General features: G+C 51.5%; 18 protein-coding genes. 13 read left to right on the top strand and 5 right to left on the bottom strand.

Annotation, left to right across the window (positions count from 1 at the left end; translation table 11 throughout):
* Positions 1-5: 5 nt before the first annotated feature.
* A complete protein-coding gene (locus B9Y58_RS05850; RefSeq protein WP_073055333.1) occupies positions 6-1,094 on the bottom strand; it encodes a GGDEF domain-containing protein in 1,089 nt (362 codons plus the stop codon).
* Positions 1,095-1,256: 162 nt separating this feature from the next.
* On the opposite strand from B9Y58_RS05850, the gene B9Y58_RS05845 reads away from it, so the two are divergent.
* The 4 genes from B9Y58_RS05845 (at position 1,257) to B9Y58_RS05830 (ending at position 5,179) form a co-directional block, all read left to right on the top strand.
* On the top strand, positions 1,257-1,766 hold the full coding sequence (locus B9Y58_RS05845) for a DivIVA domain-containing protein (protein WP_072801041.1): 510 nt from the start codon (positions 1,257-1,259) through the stop codon (positions 1,764-1,766).
* Between the two features lie 6 nt (positions 1,767-1,772).
* Complete coding sequence (locus tag B9Y58_RS05840; protein ID WP_073055335.1) at positions 1,773-1,994, top strand: DUF167 domain-containing protein; 222 nt, start codon at positions 1,773-1,775, stop codon at positions 1,992-1,994.
* A 61-nt stretch (positions 1,995-2,055) separates the two neighbouring features.
* The gene (locus B9Y58_RS05835) at positions 2,056-4,278 is read left to right on the top strand and encodes an HD-GYP domain-containing protein (protein WP_073055336.1); all 2,223 of its coding nucleotides are present in this window, start codon (positions 2,056-2,058) and stop codon (positions 4,276-4,278) included.
* A gap of 13 nt (positions 4,279-4,291) precedes the next feature.
* Positions 4,292-5,179 carry a flavodoxin gene (locus B9Y58_RS05830; protein ID WP_073055338.1) on the top strand — a complete coding sequence of 296 codons (888 nt, stop codon included), beginning with the start codon at positions 4,292-4,294 and terminating at the stop codon, positions 5,177-5,179.
* A gap of 68 nt (positions 5,180-5,247) precedes the next feature.
* Here B9Y58_RS05830 and B9Y58_RS05825 read toward each other — a convergent pair whose 3' ends face one another.
* Positions 5,248-7,425: a PorV/PorQ family protein gene (locus B9Y58_RS05825; protein WP_073055506.1), complete on the bottom strand. Its 2,178-nt coding sequence runs from the start codon at positions 7,423-7,425 to the stop codon at positions 5,248-5,250.
* Positions 7,418-7,981, bottom strand: a complete 564-nt coding sequence (locus B9Y58_RS05820) for a hypothetical protein (protein ID WP_143154659.1) — start codon at positions 7,979-7,981, stop codon at positions 7,418-7,420. The genes B9Y58_RS05825 and B9Y58_RS05820 overlap by 8 nt, the downstream gene beginning before the upstream one ends.
* Before the next feature lie 72 nt (positions 7,982-8,053).
* Between B9Y58_RS05820 and B9Y58_RS05815 the strand changes: the two genes are divergently transcribed.
* Positions 8,054-9,472: an FKBP-type peptidyl-prolyl cis-trans isomerase gene (locus B9Y58_RS05815; protein ID WP_233247856.1), complete on the top strand. Its 1,419-nt coding sequence runs from the start codon at positions 8,054-8,056 to the stop codon at positions 9,470-9,472.
* A 40-nt stretch (positions 9,473-9,512) separates the two neighbouring features.
* Complete coding sequence (locus tag B9Y58_RS05810; RefSeq protein WP_073055341.1) at positions 9,513-10,580, top strand: glucokinase; 1,068 nt, start codon at positions 9,513-9,515, stop codon at positions 10,578-10,580.
* A gap of 115 nt (positions 10,581-10,695) precedes the next feature.
* Here B9Y58_RS05810 and B9Y58_RS14740 read toward each other — a convergent pair whose 3' ends face one another.
* A complete protein-coding gene (locus B9Y58_RS14740) occupies positions 10,696-11,580 on the bottom strand; it encodes an SPOR domain-containing protein (RefSeq protein ID WP_083532257.1) in 885 nt (294 codons plus the stop codon).
* 211 nt (positions 11,581-11,791) lie between these two features.
* Between B9Y58_RS14740 and rpsU the strand changes: the two genes are divergently transcribed.
* The 3 genes from rpsU to B9Y58_RS05790 all read left to right on the top strand — a co-directional run bounded on the left by rpsU (position 11,792) and on the right by B9Y58_RS05790 (position 14,210).
* Positions 11,792-12,001, top strand: coding sequence for a 30S ribosomal protein S21 (rpsU, locus tag B9Y58_RS05800; protein ID WP_014546541.1), 210 nt, complete (start codon positions 11,792-11,794; stop codon positions 11,999-12,001).
* 107 nt (positions 12,002-12,108) lie between these two features.
* Positions 12,109-12,579 carry a GatB/YqeY domain-containing protein gene (locus B9Y58_RS05795; protein WP_073055343.1) on the top strand — a complete coding sequence of 157 codons (471 nt, stop codon included), beginning with the start codon at positions 12,109-12,111 and terminating at the stop codon, positions 12,577-12,579.
* A 101-nt stretch (positions 12,580-12,680) separates the two neighbouring features.
* Positions 12,681-14,210, top strand: a complete 1,530-nt coding sequence (locus B9Y58_RS05790) for a sigma-54 interaction domain-containing protein (RefSeq protein ID WP_073055345.1) — start codon at positions 12,681-12,683, stop codon at positions 14,208-14,210.
* A 44-nt stretch (positions 14,211-14,254) separates the two neighbouring features.
* Here the strand turns inward: B9Y58_RS05790 and B9Y58_RS05785 are convergent, their stop codons facing one another.
* The gene (locus tag B9Y58_RS05785) at positions 14,255-14,860 is read right to left on the bottom strand and encodes an outer membrane beta-barrel protein (RefSeq protein WP_158278331.1); all 606 of its coding nucleotides are present in this window, start codon (positions 14,858-14,860) and stop codon (positions 14,255-14,257) included.
* A 258-nt stretch (positions 14,861-15,118) separates the two neighbouring features.
* Here B9Y58_RS05785 and tyrS point away from each other — a divergent pair, with 258 nt between their 5' ends.
* The 4 genes from tyrS (at position 15,119) to B9Y58_RS05765 (ending at position 18,842) form a co-directional block, all read left to right on the top strand.
* Entirely contained in the window at positions 15,119-16,336 is a 1,218-nt protein-coding gene (gene tyrS / locus B9Y58_RS05780; protein WP_073055349.1) for a tyrosine--tRNA ligase, read from the top strand.
* A gap of 7 nt (positions 16,337-16,343) precedes the next feature.
* Entirely contained in the window at positions 16,344-17,300 is a 957-nt protein-coding gene (locus tag B9Y58_RS05775) for a 1-phosphofructokinase family hexose kinase (protein WP_073055350.1), read from the top strand.
* Between the two features lie 3 nt (positions 17,301-17,303).
* The gene (locus B9Y58_RS05770; RefSeq protein WP_143154660.1) at positions 17,304-17,972 is read left to right on the top strand and encodes a phosphorylase family protein; all 669 of its coding nucleotides are present in this window, start codon (positions 17,304-17,306) and stop codon (positions 17,970-17,972) included.
* Between the two features lie 72 nt (positions 17,973-18,044).
* Complete coding sequence (locus B9Y58_RS05765) at positions 18,045-18,842, top strand: 1,4-dihydroxy-6-naphthoate synthase (RefSeq protein WP_233247855.1); 798 nt, start codon at positions 18,045-18,047, stop codon at positions 18,840-18,842.
* Positions 18,843-18,884: the final 42 nt, after the last annotated feature.

The raw sequence follows: 18,884 nt of genomic DNA, 5'->3' as shown, positions 1-18,884 counted from the left end.
AAAACTTAGTTTTCGACCATGTTGCGAATCTGGTTCTTGCCTTGTTTTTTGGCGGAAACCACGAGTTCGTCAACTCGGAAAAGAAGCTGATTGACGTCGGCTACAGACTTGGCGCTGCAAGGGAGCAATCCGCCGCTTATTGTAATTTGCAGTTCCGGGTGCTCGTCGAGGCGAATCTGACGAACGGCCTTGCGGATCGATTCCACCTTGGAGTATGCTTCTACTTCAGAACCTGCGCTAATCAGGTAGATGAATTTTTCGCAACCATAACGGGCGACGCATTCGCCGGCGATTTCGTCGCTGACCTTTTGAATCAGTTCGCTTACGGCGCAAATGACCTTGTCGCCAAACTTGTGATCGTACTTAGTGTTAACTTGTTTAAAATTGTCCAAGTCGAACATGGCGATAAAGTAGTCGTTACGGTGTTTCCAGACTCGTTCGTCAAGGAACTTGAGCAAGTATCTGCGATTGTACAGACCCGTAAGGGAATCCCTGACGGCCAGGTAGTCCAGTCGTGCCACCAGCTTTTCGCTTTTTTCGCGTTCCTGTACATAAGCCATCAGCGAGAAGGAGCCTACGGCAAAAAGCGTAATGCTTGTCAAAATGTGGGTGACCAGAATGTCAAGAAAAGCTCCGTCGCGGTCGAGAGTGGTATAGAGGATGTCCGGATTCTTCCAGGACATATAGATCGTTGCCGCTTGGATTAACAGTGAAATGATAAAAGAAATGTTTTTCGCACGCCCGCGAACTGCAAAGGCAATCAGCGCAAGCGAGGTAATACAGTAAAGAGGCATGCCGCTAGTGATACCACCGCAGAACAAGAACAGCATGGGCATCAAAAAACAGCTGAGCGCACAGCACATGACCAAGTAGCACTGGTTGTAGAGCGACGTTCTGACGGCGACAAAAGCGATAATAAAGCAGAGAAGGGCGCAACCGAGACTGGCGAGGGACGCCGAGAAGTTCAGTCCCTCGTAAATGGTAAAGATTGCGGAGCAGATTGCTACTACAGTAACAACCACCAAAATAGACCAGAACATTTTACGTTCTAGTGTATCTTGCGCCCCCCAAAAGTTTTTTAGAAACTTAATCATAAACGCTGTTAATTAAATATAACATGATTTTGAGTAAACTAGAAAGGCTAATTGAACATTTTACATCTTATTTTTTTGTGACTATGACGTCTTCGATTGCAAGTTATTATATTTCAGTTGACGCCAAAAACGGCAAATATCAATTTTTTTGCAGGTTTTAGTATGGAACTTACACCGTTGGATATCCGAAACCAGAACTTCCACAAGAAAAATTTCGGTGGAATCGATCCTGAAGAAGTCAAGGCTTTTCTGGATACTGCAGCCAATGCCTTCGAACAGATGTCCAGGGACAAGACCGACCTTACCGAACGCTTGAAGGTTGCCGAAGAACGCGTGAATTACTACCGCCAGATTGAAAAGACGATTCAAGACGCCGTAGTCACCATGCAGAAGACGGTTGACGAAGTCAAGGCTACAGCCGAAAAGGAAGCTGAAATTATCGTTGCCGAGGCCAAGGCCAGAGCGGTCCGCGAGGTGGAGTCCACCAAGAAAGAAGCCGAAGAACTCCGCATGGAGATTGAACAGCTTAAGCAATTGCGTACAAATTATTTCATTCGCTGCCGTGCTCTCATCAAGGGTCAAGAGGACTTGCTTACCGCTATGGAAAACGACCAACGTATGCAGGAAGAACTGAAGGCCCGTCCGGCAGCCCCGGGAAATGTGCTCGCCTAATACCTTATGCGAATAAACATCAAGGTACATGCCCGGAGCAAGCGCGAAAGCGTGACGGAGCTCCCTGACGGGAGCTATAAAGTCGAGGTCAAAGCTCCTCCTGTGGATGGAGCCGCCAATGAAGCCATCTGTGAACTGCTAGCGGAGCACTTTCATGTGCATAAACGCGATGTTTCGGTAGTTTCGGGCGCTACAAACAACAAAAAAATAGTGGAAATTATAAAGTAGGACTCTTGGGAGTCCTTTTTTTATTTATTTTAGGAGTATTAAGAAGGATGTATTGGGTCAAATGAAAACGGCTCTCAAAAAGTTTTTTGATTTTGAAAACGGCTCCAGCTTAAAAAGCGTTCTGTTGCTTATTGCCACAGGTTTGTTGTTGAATATCATTCCGGCAAAGGTTGCGCTTGGGCTCCATTTGCCGCTATACCTGGACTGCATGGGAACGATCATTACCGCTATGCTTGGCGGAAACCTGCCCGCAGTCATAGTCGGTTTTGCCTCGAATGCGATTAACGGTATTTCGGACCCCGTGACCATGTTCTACGGGGTAATCAGTATTTTTATTGCTGCCCTTGCGACCTTCTTTTACCACCAGCGCTTTTTCAAGAATATCCCGCGCCTGTTTGTCGTAATTCTTTCGTTTGCCTTGATTGGCGGCGGTATCGGTTCTGTCTTTACTTATTTCTTGTACGGGTTCAATTTCGGCGAAGGTATTTCGGCCCCGTTTGCCGTAGCGTTCCACGAAGTCCTTGGTTGGAACAAGTTTACCTCGCAGCTTTGGGCCGACATTGTTCTTGACTTCTTTGACAAGGGCGTTGTCGTTGTATTCGCGGTGTTCATTTTCCGCTTTATTCCCCGTGTTATCAAGAATCACCTGAACAGGGTGTTCCTGCGAGTCAATCATCAAGATGTGATGAAAAAGATGGTACGTCATTCCTTGCTCCGCAAGGTGGTGTACATGGTGATTGTGGCAGAAGTCCTGTTGGGTGGTCTCGCTTGTACGATCGGCTTCTTCCTGTATCGTGAAAATTCCGTCAATAGCTTTATCGGTATTGCAAACGGTGTGACCAAAGCGGCATCTACGGCAATTGATCCTGAAAAGGTCGAAGATTATATAGCCCGCGGCTACGAGGTCGATGACTATGCGTTTGTGAGGAAGGTTCTGTACTCTATTAGAGAAAGCTTCCCCCAGACCAAGTACCTGTACGTGTACCAGATTAAGCAGGATGGTTGCCATGTGGTGTTCGATCTGGATACCGAAGGCGAACCGGGAGGGGCTCCAGGCGATGTCGTTGAATTTGATCCGAGCTTTGAGCCGTATTTGCCGACTCTTTTGGCCGGTGGCGAGATTGAACCGATTATCTCGGATGACAAGTATGGCTGGTTGTTGACTGTTTATAGGCCGATTCGCAATTCGTCGAACAAGACGGTTGCCTATGTGGCTGCCGATATTTCGATGGAAAACATCCTCCGTGACGAAGCGATCTTCTTTATCAAGATGCTTTCGCTGTTCTTTGGGCTTTCCATTATTATCATGAGTATTGTACTTGAACTGGTAAAGCGCGGCGTGGTGATCCCCATGAACCAGATGTCGCTTGCCGCCATGAAGATTGCTGCTAACACGACTCGTGCAAGCATGCTTGATACCGAAAAGGTGGATCTTGAAAGCATCAGGGATAGCGTGGAACGTCTCGGCAAGATCGGGGTGCAGACAAGAGACGAAATTGAGCATCTTTACGAAGCTATCTACACGATGGCGAGCGATACCTATAACTTTATCCAGCGTGTGCAGGAACAGAACGAACGAATCAGGCGCATGCAGGAAATCATTATTATGGAATTCGCAGAAGTGGTTGAAGCCCGCGATAAGAGCACGGGTAACCACATTAAGAAGACTGCCGAATATGTGGAAGCGATTGCCTTGCAGCTCAAGGCCGAAGGCAAGTTCAAGGATGTGCTCACGGATGCCTACATTGAAAAGCTGAAACGCGCCGCACCGTTGCATGATATCGGAAAGATTGCCGTGTCGGACTTGATTTTGAACAAGCCGGGTAAACTCACCGATGAAGAATTCGATATTATGAAGAGCCATACCACCGAAGGTTGGAAGATTTTGACCAAGATGGTGGAAGATGCCGGCGATACGATCGATGCGGACTACATGGTCGAATCGATTGACATGGCGCATTATCACCACGAAAAGTGGGACGGCTCCGGCTATCCGACCCACATCAAGGGCGAAGAAATTCCGCTGTCTGCAAGAATCATGGCGGTGGCCGACGTGTTCGACGCCTTGGTGGCAGAACGCGTGTACAAGAAACCGTTTACCTACGAAAAGGCGATGGCGATTATTACCGAAGGTGCGGGTAAGCATTTTGACCCGGATATCGTGGAAGCCTTTACGCATATTTCGGAAAGACTATACGGCGCAAGAACCAAGCTGACCCCGCCGCCAGAAGAAGTGATTGCGAATGCTGACACTGGTGCCGCTCCGGAACAGACTAAAAGCTAAATAGGAGAATCCTATGTTTAACAAGATGAAGCTGACTGCTGCCATGTCTGTATTGGCGGCTTCGATGGTGTTTACCGCCTGCAACGAGCAGGAATCTAAAACCGAAGTGAAAAAGGAAGTGCCCGATGCGACTCCGGCCCCTTCGAAGTCTGTAGTGGTGTACTACTCGCAGAATGGAGCGACTAAGAAACTCGCCGAAATTTTCCAGAAGGCAAAGGATGCTAGCGCAGTAGAACTCAAGCTCGTGACTCCGTATCCGTCTACTTACGACAGCACGATTGTTGCCGTAAAGGCTCAGCGCGAAGGCAAGCAGTGGCCTGCCCTCGAAAACGCCAAGGTGGAACTCGCCAAGTACGACACGGTGTATTTGGGGTACCCGATTATGTTTGGGACGTTTGCACCGCCCATTTACACCTTCCTTGATTCGAACGATTTGAGCGGCAAAGTGGTGGTGCCCTTCTGCACCTATGGCAGCGGTGGCCGCAAGGCGTCTGCCGCAGAACTCAAGACTCTTGAACCGGGAGCCAACGTGACGCTTGCCTATGGTATTTCTAACAAGCGCATGAATGCAGAAAATGGTGCCGAAGTTGCCGCGAGCGAAGTCGAAGCCTTCTTTGGAAATCTGGAAACCGGCAAGACCGATGAAATGCTCATGGGCGGTTTCTCGGAACAGCGCCCGCTTGCTGCAGAAGATTCCGCTGTGTTTGCTGAGGCGACCAAGGACTACGCTTACTTGGGACTCAGACCGCTTTCAGTGTCGACGCAGATTGTTGCTGGCACGAATTACTTGTTCGTTTGCGAAATGAAGGCTTTTGGTGGCCCTGCCATGCAGACGAATGTGAAAATATTCAAGCCGCTTCCGGGGCGTGGCGTTGCAGAAATGATTGTTGTTGAACAATAAATCAAGACGAATCAAAGAAAAAGCCGCACTTATGCGCGGCTTTTTCTTTTTCAAATTTCAGCAGATTCTTAGAACTTGAACAGCATGCCGAAGCGCATCTGGCCGTCGCGTACACCGTCGTTGTCGCCAACATCCTTGATGGTGGCGAAGTCGAACTGCAACACGTCCGAAAGCATGAAGCCAAAGCCCAGGTCTACTTCGTTACGCTTGCCGGTTTCGTCGTACAGGTAACCGGCGCGAAGTGCGATCGTGTTGGCGTACACGAATTCGGTACCCAGGTTGAACACACCCTGCATAATGGATTCCTTGACCTTGTTGCCATCCTTTTCGGGGTGAATCAGGGACTTCCAGCTCGAAATGTAGAACGGCTCCGGATTTCCCTTGGCATCGTCATAAACGACTTCGCGGTTATAGTCGGCGACTATGGTCCACTTGTAATCGGCAAGGCTCAAGATTTCGTAAGAAAGGCCCAAGCGCCAGGTCAAGGGAATTGGGTCTTCGATGGTCTTGTCTACATAGTAGACGCTCGGACCGATGTTGGCAAGCACCAAGGCGAAGTTTAATTTGTCTATAAACAAGTTCTTCTTCAGAACGCCAATGTCGAAGGCGTAGCCGAAGGTGGTCGCTTCTTCTTCGCCTGCGGCCGCGCCAGAACTCAGGTCGGAATAGAAGAACTTGATAGAAAGGCCCAGGCCCCAGTCGTTCGGGAATCTTGTACCGTAGCTGAAGCCGCCCACGATTTCGGAACTGTTGTAGGCTACTAGATCGTCGGCGTCTACATCACCCGAGGCAACGGTAGAACCGAAGCTCACGAAGTTCACGAAGAAACCGAGAGTTCCCCAGTCGTTCAGCGGGATGGTCATGCCTGCATAAAGGTGATACAGGTCGGGGATGTTCAGAATCGGCAAGAGCTTTTCGTAGAAGGCGGTAATCTGGTAGTCGGCGTCCTTGAACTGCTCCATGCCGTTGGCGGTGCTGAACCATACGTCGCCACCCTGGGGAAGGACTGCCCACACCTTGTTGGTGGAAAGGCCGTTGCCGCTGTGGTAGTGAACCCATTCGTCTTCACTCTTGGTAGAACTTTCTTCTTCGGCGGCGCCACGTTCAAGTTCAGCCTTGCGGCCGCTTGCGGTGGCGTAGTCTGGCAGGTGGCGCCATACGCCCTTGTCTGTTGCAATCCAGATGCCTCCGCGCTGGTCTACGGAAATGTCGTTCACCTTGTTGTCGGCAAATTGCACCTGTTCCCACTTGCGCAGCGTGAAGTGCGAAAGGCCTCCGTTATGGGCGGCCCATACATGTCCCGAACTGTCGACAGCGAGGGCGGTCGGAGAGAGGTCCATAATGCCGTCTTCTTCGGTGAACAGGCTCCAGCGGTCCTTGTCGTTCACGCTCTTTTTAGGAATGAGCCTTGCGATACCGGCGCCTTCGACTGCCACGTAAAGTTCCTTGCGGTTTTCGGACCACACCAGGGAACGAATCTTTTGGCTGGGGAGCACCTTACCTTTCTGTTCAAATTGACCGTTGCGATAAACGAACAGGCCGTCTTCGGTACCAATCCAGACAGAGGCGCCCTGGCTTTCGAGAGCGGTAATGCGGTGATTGCCCAGCTCATCGTCGTAGTTTTTCCAGGCCTTGCCGTCGAAACGGTAAAGGGACTTGGGTGTACCTACCCAGAGTTTTTCGGTTCCCTTGTTGTAAAGGATTGCTGTAATGGTGTCTTTGACTACCAGGTTCCAAGGCATCTTGACTTCGACCACGTGTTTTTCGTCGTCGGCACTCTTGATGTCGTTGAACTTTTTCACCTGGCGCACATATTCGTCCAGGCCGCGTTCGGAACCTACATAGACTTTTACGGCGTCACGGACCTTGGCGTTACCCTGCAGGGTAATGGAGTGGTAATTGACCCACTGTTCGCCGTCAAATTTCTGGATGCCCTGTGCGGTACCGGCCCAGAGTTCGCTCTTGCTGAAGAAGCCGTCCTTGGATCGGGAGGCCATGCTCGTGAAGAAGGGGGCGTTCTTGGAATCGGCGGGGTAGCTCATGCGCCATTCGTCGGCCAGGGGACCGAAGGCTAGACCTGCCGGGTTATAGTACATGGCGGTCGGGTCGTCGGCAAGAGCCGCACCGGCTTCACCCATACCCAGCTGGCGTGCGCCAACGGGCATTTCGAGCGTGATAATGGCAGAGCCTGCCGCAAAAGACAATGCGGGCGCAAAAAGAAGTGCTGTAAGTAGAGATTTACGCAAGTTGCCTCCAGTCGGGGACATCGTAGTGGTTGCCGTGCGAAGGCACGACTGCTTTCCAGCCGGACTTGCTGGGGTTTTCCCAAGGTTGTTTGGGCAAAAGCCTGCAGTCGCAGCCTAAAACGTAGGGTGGGAGAATTTCCGCATGGTTGCGGATTTGTTCTCGGGTAATAAAGTTTTCGTCGCTCACGAATTTCACGTATTGCTTGCCCTTGGGACCAAGTTCAATGCGGTAGGTCGCCGTGCCATTCTTGTCACCTTCGTCAATGGTGCGAATGGTGGCTTCCATGGTGGCATTCCATTGGGCAATGAGTTCTTCTTTCTTTTCGGGTGGCAAATTCTGCGTGTCTAGCCAAGACCGGAGGGACGCCTCGGAAGGCTTCACGGCGGTAAGCGATTCTCGGGCGGGGCGAACTACGACGGCGTACTGTCCCGAGACATCGATAACGCGTTTGGGTTCGTCCTTTTCATCAGAACTATGGATTATCACGTACGCACCGATGGCGGCGAGTATCACGGACAAGACTATAATCGCTATGACAATAATGACTGATAGCATATTTTATTCCATTTGGAATTATTCGTTACTCTCAAAAACTAGCATTTTCTAAATTGTGGGACAGGAGATAATATGCCGAAATTGAAGATTTTTCTTGTATTGCTGATGTGTAGCGCCTGTTTTGCCATTCCCTTCAAGGTTGAAACGGTTAGGGAAGGCTCTGGAGACCCGATTCGGGCAGGTCAGCTTATCAGGGTGCACTACAAAAGCTATGTGTATTTAGACAGCGCAAAAATCTTGGCCGAAAAGGCTCGTCTCGCCGATTCCTTGCGCATCGCCGATTCTCTTCGTCTTGCAAATGACTTTAATTCCGATCAGATTGCGGGAATGACAAAAGTTGACACGACGAAATTAGTGAAAGACAAGTCCAAGAAGAAAAAGTCCAAGAACAAGAAAGAAACTCCGGCCGCAGTAGATACGGTAGCTGCAGTTGTAGATCCTTCGGCTGCTCCCAAAACCTTTGTGGATTCTATCGCACCTCTTCCGTCCGATACCCGTTTCAGGATGTTCTCGGAATCTTATGCCAATGGCGAACCGCTTGAATTCACGCTTGGCATGGGCCTTGTCATTGCGGGCTGGGAAAAGGGCTTGCTGGAAATGAAACCGGGCGAAGTCCGCAAGCTTTACGTGCCTTACCAGATGGGCTATGGCGAAAATTCACTGGAAGGAGTTCCTGAATATTCCGACTTGTTCTTTATCGTAGAACTCGTCAGCGCCGATCCACCCATGGAACCCGACGTGTTTCCCAAGAATGTGGAAGGACTTAAGTGGCGTGAAGCTGCAAAGGGTCTTAAGGTTTATGACGAAAAGATTGGTAACGGAAAGCCTGCCGTGGTGGGCTCCGTGCTCAAGACTCATTACACCGGCTGGCTTCTTTCGGGCCGCAAGTTCGGTTCTTCTAAGGATATCGGTAAGCCTCTCCAAGTGGTGATGGGTGCCGGCAAGATGATCAAGGGCTGGGAAGTTGGCCTTGAAGGAATGCGTGAAGGTGGTGTTCGATGGTTCCGCGTGTCTCCGGCCATGGGTTACGGTGCAACGGCTTACTCTATGATTCCTTCGAATTCGACTTTGATCTTCCGCGTGGAACTCGTTTCTTCCGAAGTAGACGACGCGGTCATCGCGAACATGGACTTCTTCCCCGACACCACGACGCTTGCGTTTGAAAACGGTCCCGAAGGTCTCCGCTATGCAATCATCAAGCAGGGCGAAGGCGAACCCGCACAAAAGGGCAACGTGGCCAAGGTGCATTACACCGGCTGGCTTACCAACGGTTACAAGTTCGACAGCTCCCGTGACCGCGGCCAGGTCTTTGGCTTTACTCTGGGGGCTGGTCGCGTGATTCGCGGCTGGGAACTCGGCGTGCAGGGCATGCTCCCCGGCGAAAAGAGAATTTTGGTGGTTCCGCCCGGACTCGGTTACGGTGCTCGCGGAGCAGGACCTATCCCTGGCGGTTCAACTCTGATCTTTGCAGTTGAATATCTCGGAGAGTAATTAGTTATTATTTACCGGTACGAATAAAACTGGAGTTTTTATGGAAATCAAATGGCTTAATCCCGATGCAAAATTTGACCGCCTTGTCTTGGCAGGCGATATTGGTGGCACTAACACGAACCTTGGCTTGGTCGGCTATAAAGATGGTAAGTTTACACTGATTCTCGAAACCGATTGCCCGTCCAAGGATATTGACGGCCTGGACGCTCCTATTCGCGAAACACTCAAAATTGCCGCAGAAAATCGTAGCGACCTCAAGCCCTCTCACATTTGCATCAGCGCTGCAGGCCCCGTGGCGAACAACAAGTGCGTCATGACGAACCTCCCCTGGAGTGTCGATGGCGATGCCTTGACTTCTGCAACAGGAATCCCGACGCTTGTCATCAATGACTTCATGGCCATCAGCTACGGCATTCCGACTCTCGATGTCGATGACCCAGCCCAGATTCATAAGCTTGTGCATACCGACGGCAGCACCCCTGCTCCGCAGGCGACGACCAAGGCCGTGATTGGTCCGGGTACCGGTATGGGCGTGGGCTTCCTCGCTTTCGATGGCCAAAAGTACATTCCGGCTTGCTCCGAAGGTGGCCATTCTACGTTTGCCCCGTTTGACAAGGATTCTCAGGAATTCCACGACTACATGGAAAAGAAGATTGGCATGGTGCCGGGTGTTGAACCGCTCGTTTCGGGCATGGGTCTTCGCAACATGTATGAATGGTGGAAGGAAACTCGTGGCGTTCCCGATAACGAAGCCTTCAAGAAGATTGAAGAAACCGAACCGAACGATCGCCCCAAGTACATCAGCCGCGCCAGCGATACCGATCCGGTCGCTGCCGAAATGATGCGCCTGTTCGTGAAGATGCTTGCCCGTTTTGCAAGCGATGCCGCAACGCTCTTCCTCCCGCTCGGCGGTTTCTACCTCGCTGGCGGTACCGTGCAGAAGGACCTTCGCTGGCTCGAACGCGATAACCTGTTCATGAAATATTTCGAAAAGAACTACAACCCGAACATCCGTCCGCTCCTGAACAAGATTCCGGTGTATGTGATTAAGGATTACAGTATCAGCCTTTATGGAGCTGCAAACGCAAGCCTCAACTTGCAGAAGTAAGTACCTTTTTCAGCGCTATTTTTAGAGTGATGCCCGGCTTGGCCGGGCATCTCTTTTTTATGCGGAAAAAAAAGGAACCCCGACGGGTTCCTTTTCAATATCTGTAATTTTCCGCTTATTCCCAGTCGTCGAAGTTGTCTGCGGCTGGAGCTGCGGGTGCAGGTGCCGGTTCGGGTGCGGGAGCGGGTGCAGGTTCAGGTGCTGGAGCGGGTGCAGGTTCAGGTGCTGGAGCAGGTGCCGGTGCGGGTTCAGGATCAGGTGCCGGAGCGGGCTCGGGTGCGGGTGCAGGTTCCGGTTCAGGTGCCGGAGCAGGGGCCGGTGCAGGTTCCGGTTCGGGTGCCGGAGCAGGTGCCGGTTCGGGCTCGGGTGCTGCAGCCGGTTCGTTATAAGTGTTAGAATTAGAGTAAGAATTGTTGGAATAGTATTCGTCGCCACCGGGGTTGCCCACGTCGTCGTTCTTGCTCTTGTCGACCCACCAAGCATAGTTGAGCGGGGTGAGGACTTGCTTGCCGTATTCCTGGGCGTTTGCGCTAGATTCAAAATAGCCCACGCGAATGCGGTAGTAGGTACCTTCGAGTTCGCCCGGGTTTTCCACTTCGGCGACGTAGGCCTTGATTCCGTTTTCGGCGAGCTTGCTCACGATGCCGTTGGCAGCTCTCTTGGAAGACTGGATGCTAACCTGGATTACGTATTCGCCTTTGGAAAGGGGCTGGACGCTGCCTGCGACTGCGGGAGCTGCTTTCTTGGCGGGTTCTTCAACGGCCGCCTCTTTAGAATCGGCGTTTCCGGAAAGGGACTGGATGGGCACGAGTTCCGGTTCGTCGGCCTTCGGCTGTTCGGCAGCCTGTTCAGTTGCCTGGCCGGCCGGCTGGTCGGCAGGAGCCTCTGCGGTGGGTTTGGCCTGATCCATCTTCGGGACGAGTTCTTCATCTTCATTGCAGGCGACAAGCAAAGAGCTTGTGAGGGCAATGGCGCTCAGAGACAAGATTGATTTTTTCATCCAATTCTCCAATTTTTTGAAAATAAGACAACAAAAGCGGTCTTTTATAACAAAAATATACATAAGTCTTTGATAAACCGCAAGTTAAATTGTAAAATTTATTCAAAAAAGGCAGTAAAACGGGTTTTTTATTATACCCTTGACGAAATTCGGGCAATTAAATATATTTGGCTATCCAAAAACGAATTTCTAATTTAACCAAAGGATAATCGTGATCGGCGTAATTGTTAAGTCCAACGAACCTTTTGAACGCGCTCTCAAGCGTTTCACCAAGTCCTGCGAAAAGAACGGCATCATTTCCGATGTCAAGAAGCGTCAGCGCTTCGAAAAGCCTTCTGAAGAAAAGAAGCGCATCGAAACTGCTGCTCGTCGCAAGCGCTTGAAGGAAATCGCTGACCAGAACCGTAAGCGTCTCTACTAGTCGCTAATAAGGCATCGATTTTGTAATGAGTCGTCGGTCTAGGACCGGTGGCTCGTTGCGTGTTTCTAGAGAATTTAAACCGCGGATGTGTCCGCAAAGGGTAAAACATGAGCAGTGCATTGCTGACAAAGATTAAGGACGATATCAAGGCCGCCATGAAGGCGCACGACGCCGAAACTCTCGGAACGCTCCGTACCCTCCATTCCGACATCAAGAACGAAGCCATGAAGTCTGGCGCCACTCCGGCCCAGATCGAAGAGACGATCACCGACGAAATGTGCGTCGATGTTCTTGCAAAGAGCGTCAAGCAGAAGCAGGAAGCCATTGATATCCTCAAGAAGGGCGGTTTCATGGACAAGGTCCCGGCCGAAGAAGCCTGCATCGCGCTCTACCGCAAGTACATGCCGGCCGAAATGACCGAAGACGAAGTCAAGGTCCTCATCGCCGAAATCAAGGCTGCTACCGGAGCCGCAAGCCCCAAGGACATGGGCAAGATCATGAAGGAACTCTCCCCGAAGGTCAAGGGCCGTTTCGATGCCAAGCGCGCCAGCGCTCTCGTGCAGGAAGCCTTGAAGTGACACGAAGTGTCATCCTGAGGGCGTAAGCCCGAAGGATCCAGACCAGCATTGTCATGCCCGGCTCGACCGGGCATCTCTTTTTTTCATATCTTTTCGCTATAATGCCCACCACTCAATCCAAAATCCAGGAACTGGAACTGCTCTACAAAATCAGTTCCATTCTGAACCAGACGCTCGATTTTGAGAGCGTCGCGCACCCGATTCTGGAAGTGGTGGAATCGACGATGGGCGTGGAGCATGCGACGCTTACGCTTTACAACCGCCACACGGGCGAAATCTCCATTGAAATTGCCGAGGGCTTGAGCAGCCGCCAGGCGCGCAAGGGCCGTTACAAGGTGGGCGAGGGTATTACCGGCCGCGTCGTGGAAACCGGCAAGCCGATTATCATTCCCTCGGTTGCGAAGGATCCGGACTTCCTCGACCGCACGGGGCGCGGCAAGACGGAGGACAAGGCCTTCCTTTGCGTGCCGGTCATCATGGAGCACCAGGTGATTGGCGCCTTCAGTGCTGACGTGCAGAATCCGGTAGAAGACGAACTTCCCGAAAAGTTGCGTCTGCTGGAAATCATCGCGCAGATGCTTGCGGCGGCAGTGAAGCTTCGCCGCGAAGCCCGCGAAGAAAATGAACTCCTGAAGGCCGAAAACGAGCGCCTGACTTTGGAACTCAAGGACCGTTTCCAGCCCGACAACATCATCGGCCGTTCCAGTGAAATGCAGCGCGTGTACGCGCAGATTGACCAGGTTTCAAAGAGCCCCCTACCCGCGCTCATCGTGGGCGAGGTGGGTACGGGCAAGGGGCTCGTGGCTGAGGCTATCCATTACCGTTCCGACCGCAACATGGGCCCGTTCGTCCGCGTCCATTGCGCCTCCATGCCGGAATCGGTATTGGACCGCGAACTTTTTGGCAGCGTGCGTGGCGCCCTCGTGGGTGTGCTTGCAGAGACGCCTGGCCGCGTAGAACAGGCCGAAGGCGGCACGCTGTTCCTCGACGAAGTGGGCGAGCTTTCGCCAAACCTTCAGGTAAAGCTATTGCGCCTGTTGCAGAACGGCGAGGTGGAACGCATTGGCGCCCGCATCCCTAAGAAGGTGAACGTGCGCGTGATTGCGGCCACCACCAAGAACTTGCAGCAGATGGTCGAAGAAGGAACCTTCCGTGAAGACCTCTATTACCAGCTGCACATCTTCCCGATTTACGTGCCGCCGCTCAGGAACCGCAAGACAGACATCGTGCTCCTGGCGGACCACTTTGTGGAACATTACTGCCGCATCGTAGGCAAGAACGTGCGCCGACTTGCGCGCACGACCATCAACATGCTCATGAGTTACCCGTGGCCCGGAAATGTGCGCGAACTGGAAAACGGAATCGAGCGCGCCGTCCTTGTGGCCGACGAAGACGTCATCTATCCGCACCATTTCCCAACAACGCTGCAGACCGCCGAAACCAGCGGCACTCCTGTGAACGGCAACCTGAAACTCATGGTGGAGGCCTACGAGAAAGACATCATCTGCGATGCCCTCAAGAGCAGCAAGGGAAAAGTCGCCGCCGCGGCTCGCAGCCTTTCCTCCACACCTCGTATTCTTACATACAAAATAAAGCAGCTAGGCATCGACCTAGCTGCATTTACCCGATAAACCTCTTACCTTTGTGTCATGCTAACGGATGTCAGCATCGGCTATTAGTTCCAGGTGGCGGTGAGTCTTGCCGAAATCGACAAGGACCCATCTCTTGCGTCCTCTAGATTGTAGGCGAATCCGTATAGTAGGGCTGCTGTTGCTCCGATTCCCCAGTTGTCGCTAACCCACCACTCCTTGCCGAGACCCAGCTGGAATCCGAATCCACTTTGGGAGAATCTGTCATTGTTTGTTTTGACGGTTGCGTCAAATGTTGGAATGTCGTCACCGAATCTAAATTGGCTGATACCCAAAGTCGCAGTGGCCAGGAAGTTGTACATAAAGTAGTAGGTGGCTCCGATACCGAGGAGAGACATGTTTGTCTTGTATTCATCACCATCATCGGAGTAGCTATCGGTTGGGGTCGTTCCGGCCAATGTCATGTGCAAAAGCAGGTTGTTTGCAATTCTTCCGCCAATTTTTACATCAATATCCGTGGCTGTTCCGCTAAGGTTTGTGGTGTTGTCATCATAGTCGTTGGTCACAAAGTCAATGTTCTGGTAGCCAAAACCCATTGCTATACTTAAAAAGAATCCGTCATGGGTGTGCGGAGCAGATTCGGCAAAACTGAACGTAACGGCTGCTGTGATAAGAATAAGTAGTTTTTTCAAAAAATCCTCCGCAACAAAAAAGTTTGTTCTAAAAGTTAGTAAATGATTTGTCAAAAATAGGAGCTTCAAGTATTAAAAAGGCTCGTTAAAGACTCGTTTTCCTTTCGGCCATCTGCAATCTACCGCCAACTAATTCTATATTTGGTCTGTTATGAAAATTTATTCCGTTTATATGGGCTTTGTGTGATTAGTTGTGCTAACGATTTTACTAGCCACCAACCACCAACGGCCTTTGGCCTACTAACCACTGAGAAAATTATGCAATTCCGTCCTGTAAAAGAACAGCTTGAAATTTTGATGCGCGGCGTTATCGATGTTGTGCCGCAAGAAGAACTCGAAAAGAAACTCCAGAAGTCTTATGATACTGGTGTTCCGCTCCGTATCAAGATGGGTGTGGACCCTACAGCTCCGGACGTGCACTTCGGCCATACGGTCGTGATGCGCAAGCTCCGTCAGTTCCAGGACCTGGGCCATACCGTGGTGCTTATCGTGGGTGACTACACGGCTCAGATTGGTGACCCCAGCGGCCGCAACAAGGCCCGTCCGCGCCTCACTCATGAACAGGTGCTCGAAAACGCGAAGGAATACCAGGAACAGTTCTTCAAGGTCGTCCGCCGCGACCAGGTGGAAATCCACTACAACGGTGAATGGTTCTCCAAGCTCCCGTTCAGCAAGGTGACCGAACTTATGGGTCAGTTTACCGTGGCCCAGATGCTCGAACGTGAAGACTTCCACAACCGCTATGCCGCGAACACGCCGATTAGCCTGCACGAATTCATGTACCCGATGATGCAGGGCTACGATTCCGTAGCTATTAAGAGCGACGTGGAACTGGGCGGCACCGACCAGAAGTTCAACGTGCTTCGCGGTCGCGACTTGCAGCTTTTTGAAGGCATGGAACCGCAGATTGGCCTCTTCATGCCGATTCTCCTCGGTACCGACGGCAAGGTCAAGATGTCTAAGTCCATCGGTAACTACGTGGGCCTCAATGAACCGGCCGACGTGATGTACCACAAGATTTACAGCCTCGCCGACAGCATCGTCGAAAACTGGTTCGAACTTCTCACGAATATTCCGCTTGCAGAAATTAAGCAGATGATGGCAGACATTGCCGCAGGCAAGATGAACCCGAACGATGCCAAGCATCGCCTCGCTATCGACATCGTGACGCAGTATTACGGCGCGGAAGCCGCCGAGGCCGCCGCTGCCAAGGAACGCGAAATCCACAGCGGTAACGCCATCCCGAGCGATGCCGCCGAATGCAGCGTGGCGGCCGGCACCTACGGTGCACTCGACCTGCTTGTGGAAATCAAGGCCTTTGCAAGCAAAGGCGAAGCCCGCCGCATGGTCCAGAACGGCGGCGTGAAGATTGCCGGCGAAAAGCTCGCCGATCCGCAGTCCCAGATCGAAATCAAGGGCGCAGACCAGCTGGTTGTTCAAGTTGGTAAGCGCAAGTTCTTTAAGGTGAATTTCTAGGAAAGCCATGTCCCAAGAAGTCCTCATACTAGGTTTGAATCCCGCGTGGCAGCGCTTGTTCTATCTGGACAAGTTTACGCCCGGCGAGGTTCACCGCATTGAGCGCGTCGAAGAATACGGTTCCGGCAAGGGAATCAACTGCGCCCTTGTGCTCCGCCTTTTGGGCGGTTCCCCTCTGATGATGCACTTCTTGGGCTCCGAACACGGCTCTCGCATCTTCGACGAAATTTCCGCCTATGGTATCCAGCAGGCTCCCGTTTGGATCAAGGAACCGACGCGCATTTGCACGACAATCGTATCTGGCGGTGATTCTACGGAACTCATCGAACCCTCGCCAGACCTCACGGAATACGAGAACGAAGACTTTATCCAGACCTTGAATGACTACTGGAGTTCAACCCAGAGTGTGGCTCTTTGCGGCACGTTCCCGCGGGGCTTTAACATCGAGCAGTTGAACGCGCTCGACTTTGCCGGTAAAAAGATTTATGTCGATGCCATCGAAGGGATCGATACGTGGCTCGAAAAGGGTGTCGAGCTTTTGAAAATCAACATGCAGGAATACTGCAAGCTGCTTACGCGCCTTGGTCTTCCCATAGTCTTGTCAAGCCCGCAGTTCTGGAAAATGACTGCCACGGCGGTCCTTGAACGCCTGCCGATCAAGGCGCTTGTCGTCACTGACGAAGACGCTCCGGTTCGCGCCTTCCGCCTTGTCGAAAAGAAGTTCCAGGGCGTGCAGATTCAGCCTCCCCAGATTCAGGTGAACAACCGTATCGGTGCAGGGGATTCCTTCTTTGCTGGCTGGCTCTATGCCGACGGCATGGGCATGGATTTTGAACATTGCCTGATCAAGGCGACTGCGGTTGCAACGGCCCGCTGCGAAGTCGATCGTCCTTGTAATCTCAAACTTGAACGCGTTGCCGAAGTCGAGGTGATGCTTGCCGATGCGGTAGAAAAACTGGAGTAAGTCGTGCTCTTTCCCGACAAGAATAATTTGTTCGCGTTTGCAACGCCAATGGAATTTGCTTCTTGTTTTCCGGAATACGCCGATACCGCCGATAGCATATCTTCAGATAAATTAATTGAACTCTCGGAAAACCGGGGCTACGCCTGCGTTCTCGGGATGGGAATCCTTAGTTTCTCGACGAATCTAACGTACCTGATCAGTACTGCCAAACAGCAGGGAATTCATTTTACAGCGGTGTATATTCTCGGCGTCTGTGGCGCCTATCCCGGTCGCGGAATCAACATCCTTGACGTCGTCCGTGTCGATTCCGAAAGCGTGGGGGATATGGGCTACCAAGAAAAGGACTGTTCCTTTTTCCCGTTCCCAAGTGCAGTTCGCGCTACTGCCGCAGAACACGCTCCTGCGCATTTGCAAAAACTAAAATCAGTCGTGGGCCTTACGGTGAATTGCTGCACGGGCACAGAAGAACTAGCTCTTTTGCGCTCCAAGATGTTCAACGCCGATATCGAAAATATGGAAGGGGCTGCCGGAATTGCGGCCTGTATGGCCCATAAAATCCCTGTTTTCGAAATCCGTGCCGTATGCAATATGGCTTCAACCCGTGACCGCGCTTCTTGGAAATTCAACGAAGCTCTCGCCGCCCTAAGAAAATGTGTAATGTGTGGTGAGTAGTAAGTAATGATTGATAATCCATACCACACCTCACACCCCACACTAACCACTTCCAACATCCTACTTCCTACTATGATGCGTCTTTCCCTCGGTATTTCCACCTGTCCTAACGACACCTACATTTACGAAGCTCTTGTTCAGGGCCTTGAAAAATCCCCCTTTGAATGGAATGTCCATTTTGCTGATGTACAAACCCTCAACGAGATGGTGCGCCGCGGTGAACTCGATGTGGCCAAGGTGAGCGCCCAGGTATACCCCAAAATCGAGGCGGAATACGCCTGTCTTTCGTGTGGAGGTGCTATCGGGTATGGTTGTGGCCCTCTGTTGCTTTCGTCTGTAGGCAACGTTTTTTGCCCCGAAAAACCGGTCGTTTTGCCCGGTGCGGACACGACTGCAGCCCTTTTGTTCAAGTTTTGGCATAAAAAAACGGGCTTGTCCGAACAGAAAATCGAATACGCCCTGTTTGACCAGGTGTATCGTTCACTGCGCTCCAAGGAGGCTGTACAAGGCGTTGTAATACACGAACACCGCTTTACCTGGAAACGCGATGGCCTTTATTTGTTGCAAGATTTAGGCGCTTTCTGGGAAGAAAATACGGGAACTCCCATACCATTAGGTATTGCTGTGGCGAAGCGTTCCCTCGGCGAAAATGTGATTTGCAAAGTCGAGGCAGAAATTCGGAAAAGTTTGGAAATTGCCCGAAAACGCGAAACTTTGGTGACGCCTTTTATCGACAAATTGGCTCAAATTGATGACCCGAATGTCATGGAAGCGCACATTCGAATGTTCGTAAATGACTTCTCTGAAGATATCGGAAACAGGGGAAAAGCCTCCTTGGAGTCCCTCTGGGCGTTAGTTCGTGGTGAATAGAATGTTAAAAAATGAAAAAAAATGCGTTTTTTGACGTTTTTT

It is taken from the genome of Fibrobacter sp. UWB15 (assembly GCF_900177705.1).
Classification (GTDB): Bacteria; Fibrobacterota; Fibrobacteria; order Fibrobacterales; family Fibrobacteraceae; genus Fibrobacter.
This window is presented reverse-complemented; position numbering and strand designations above follow the sequence as displayed.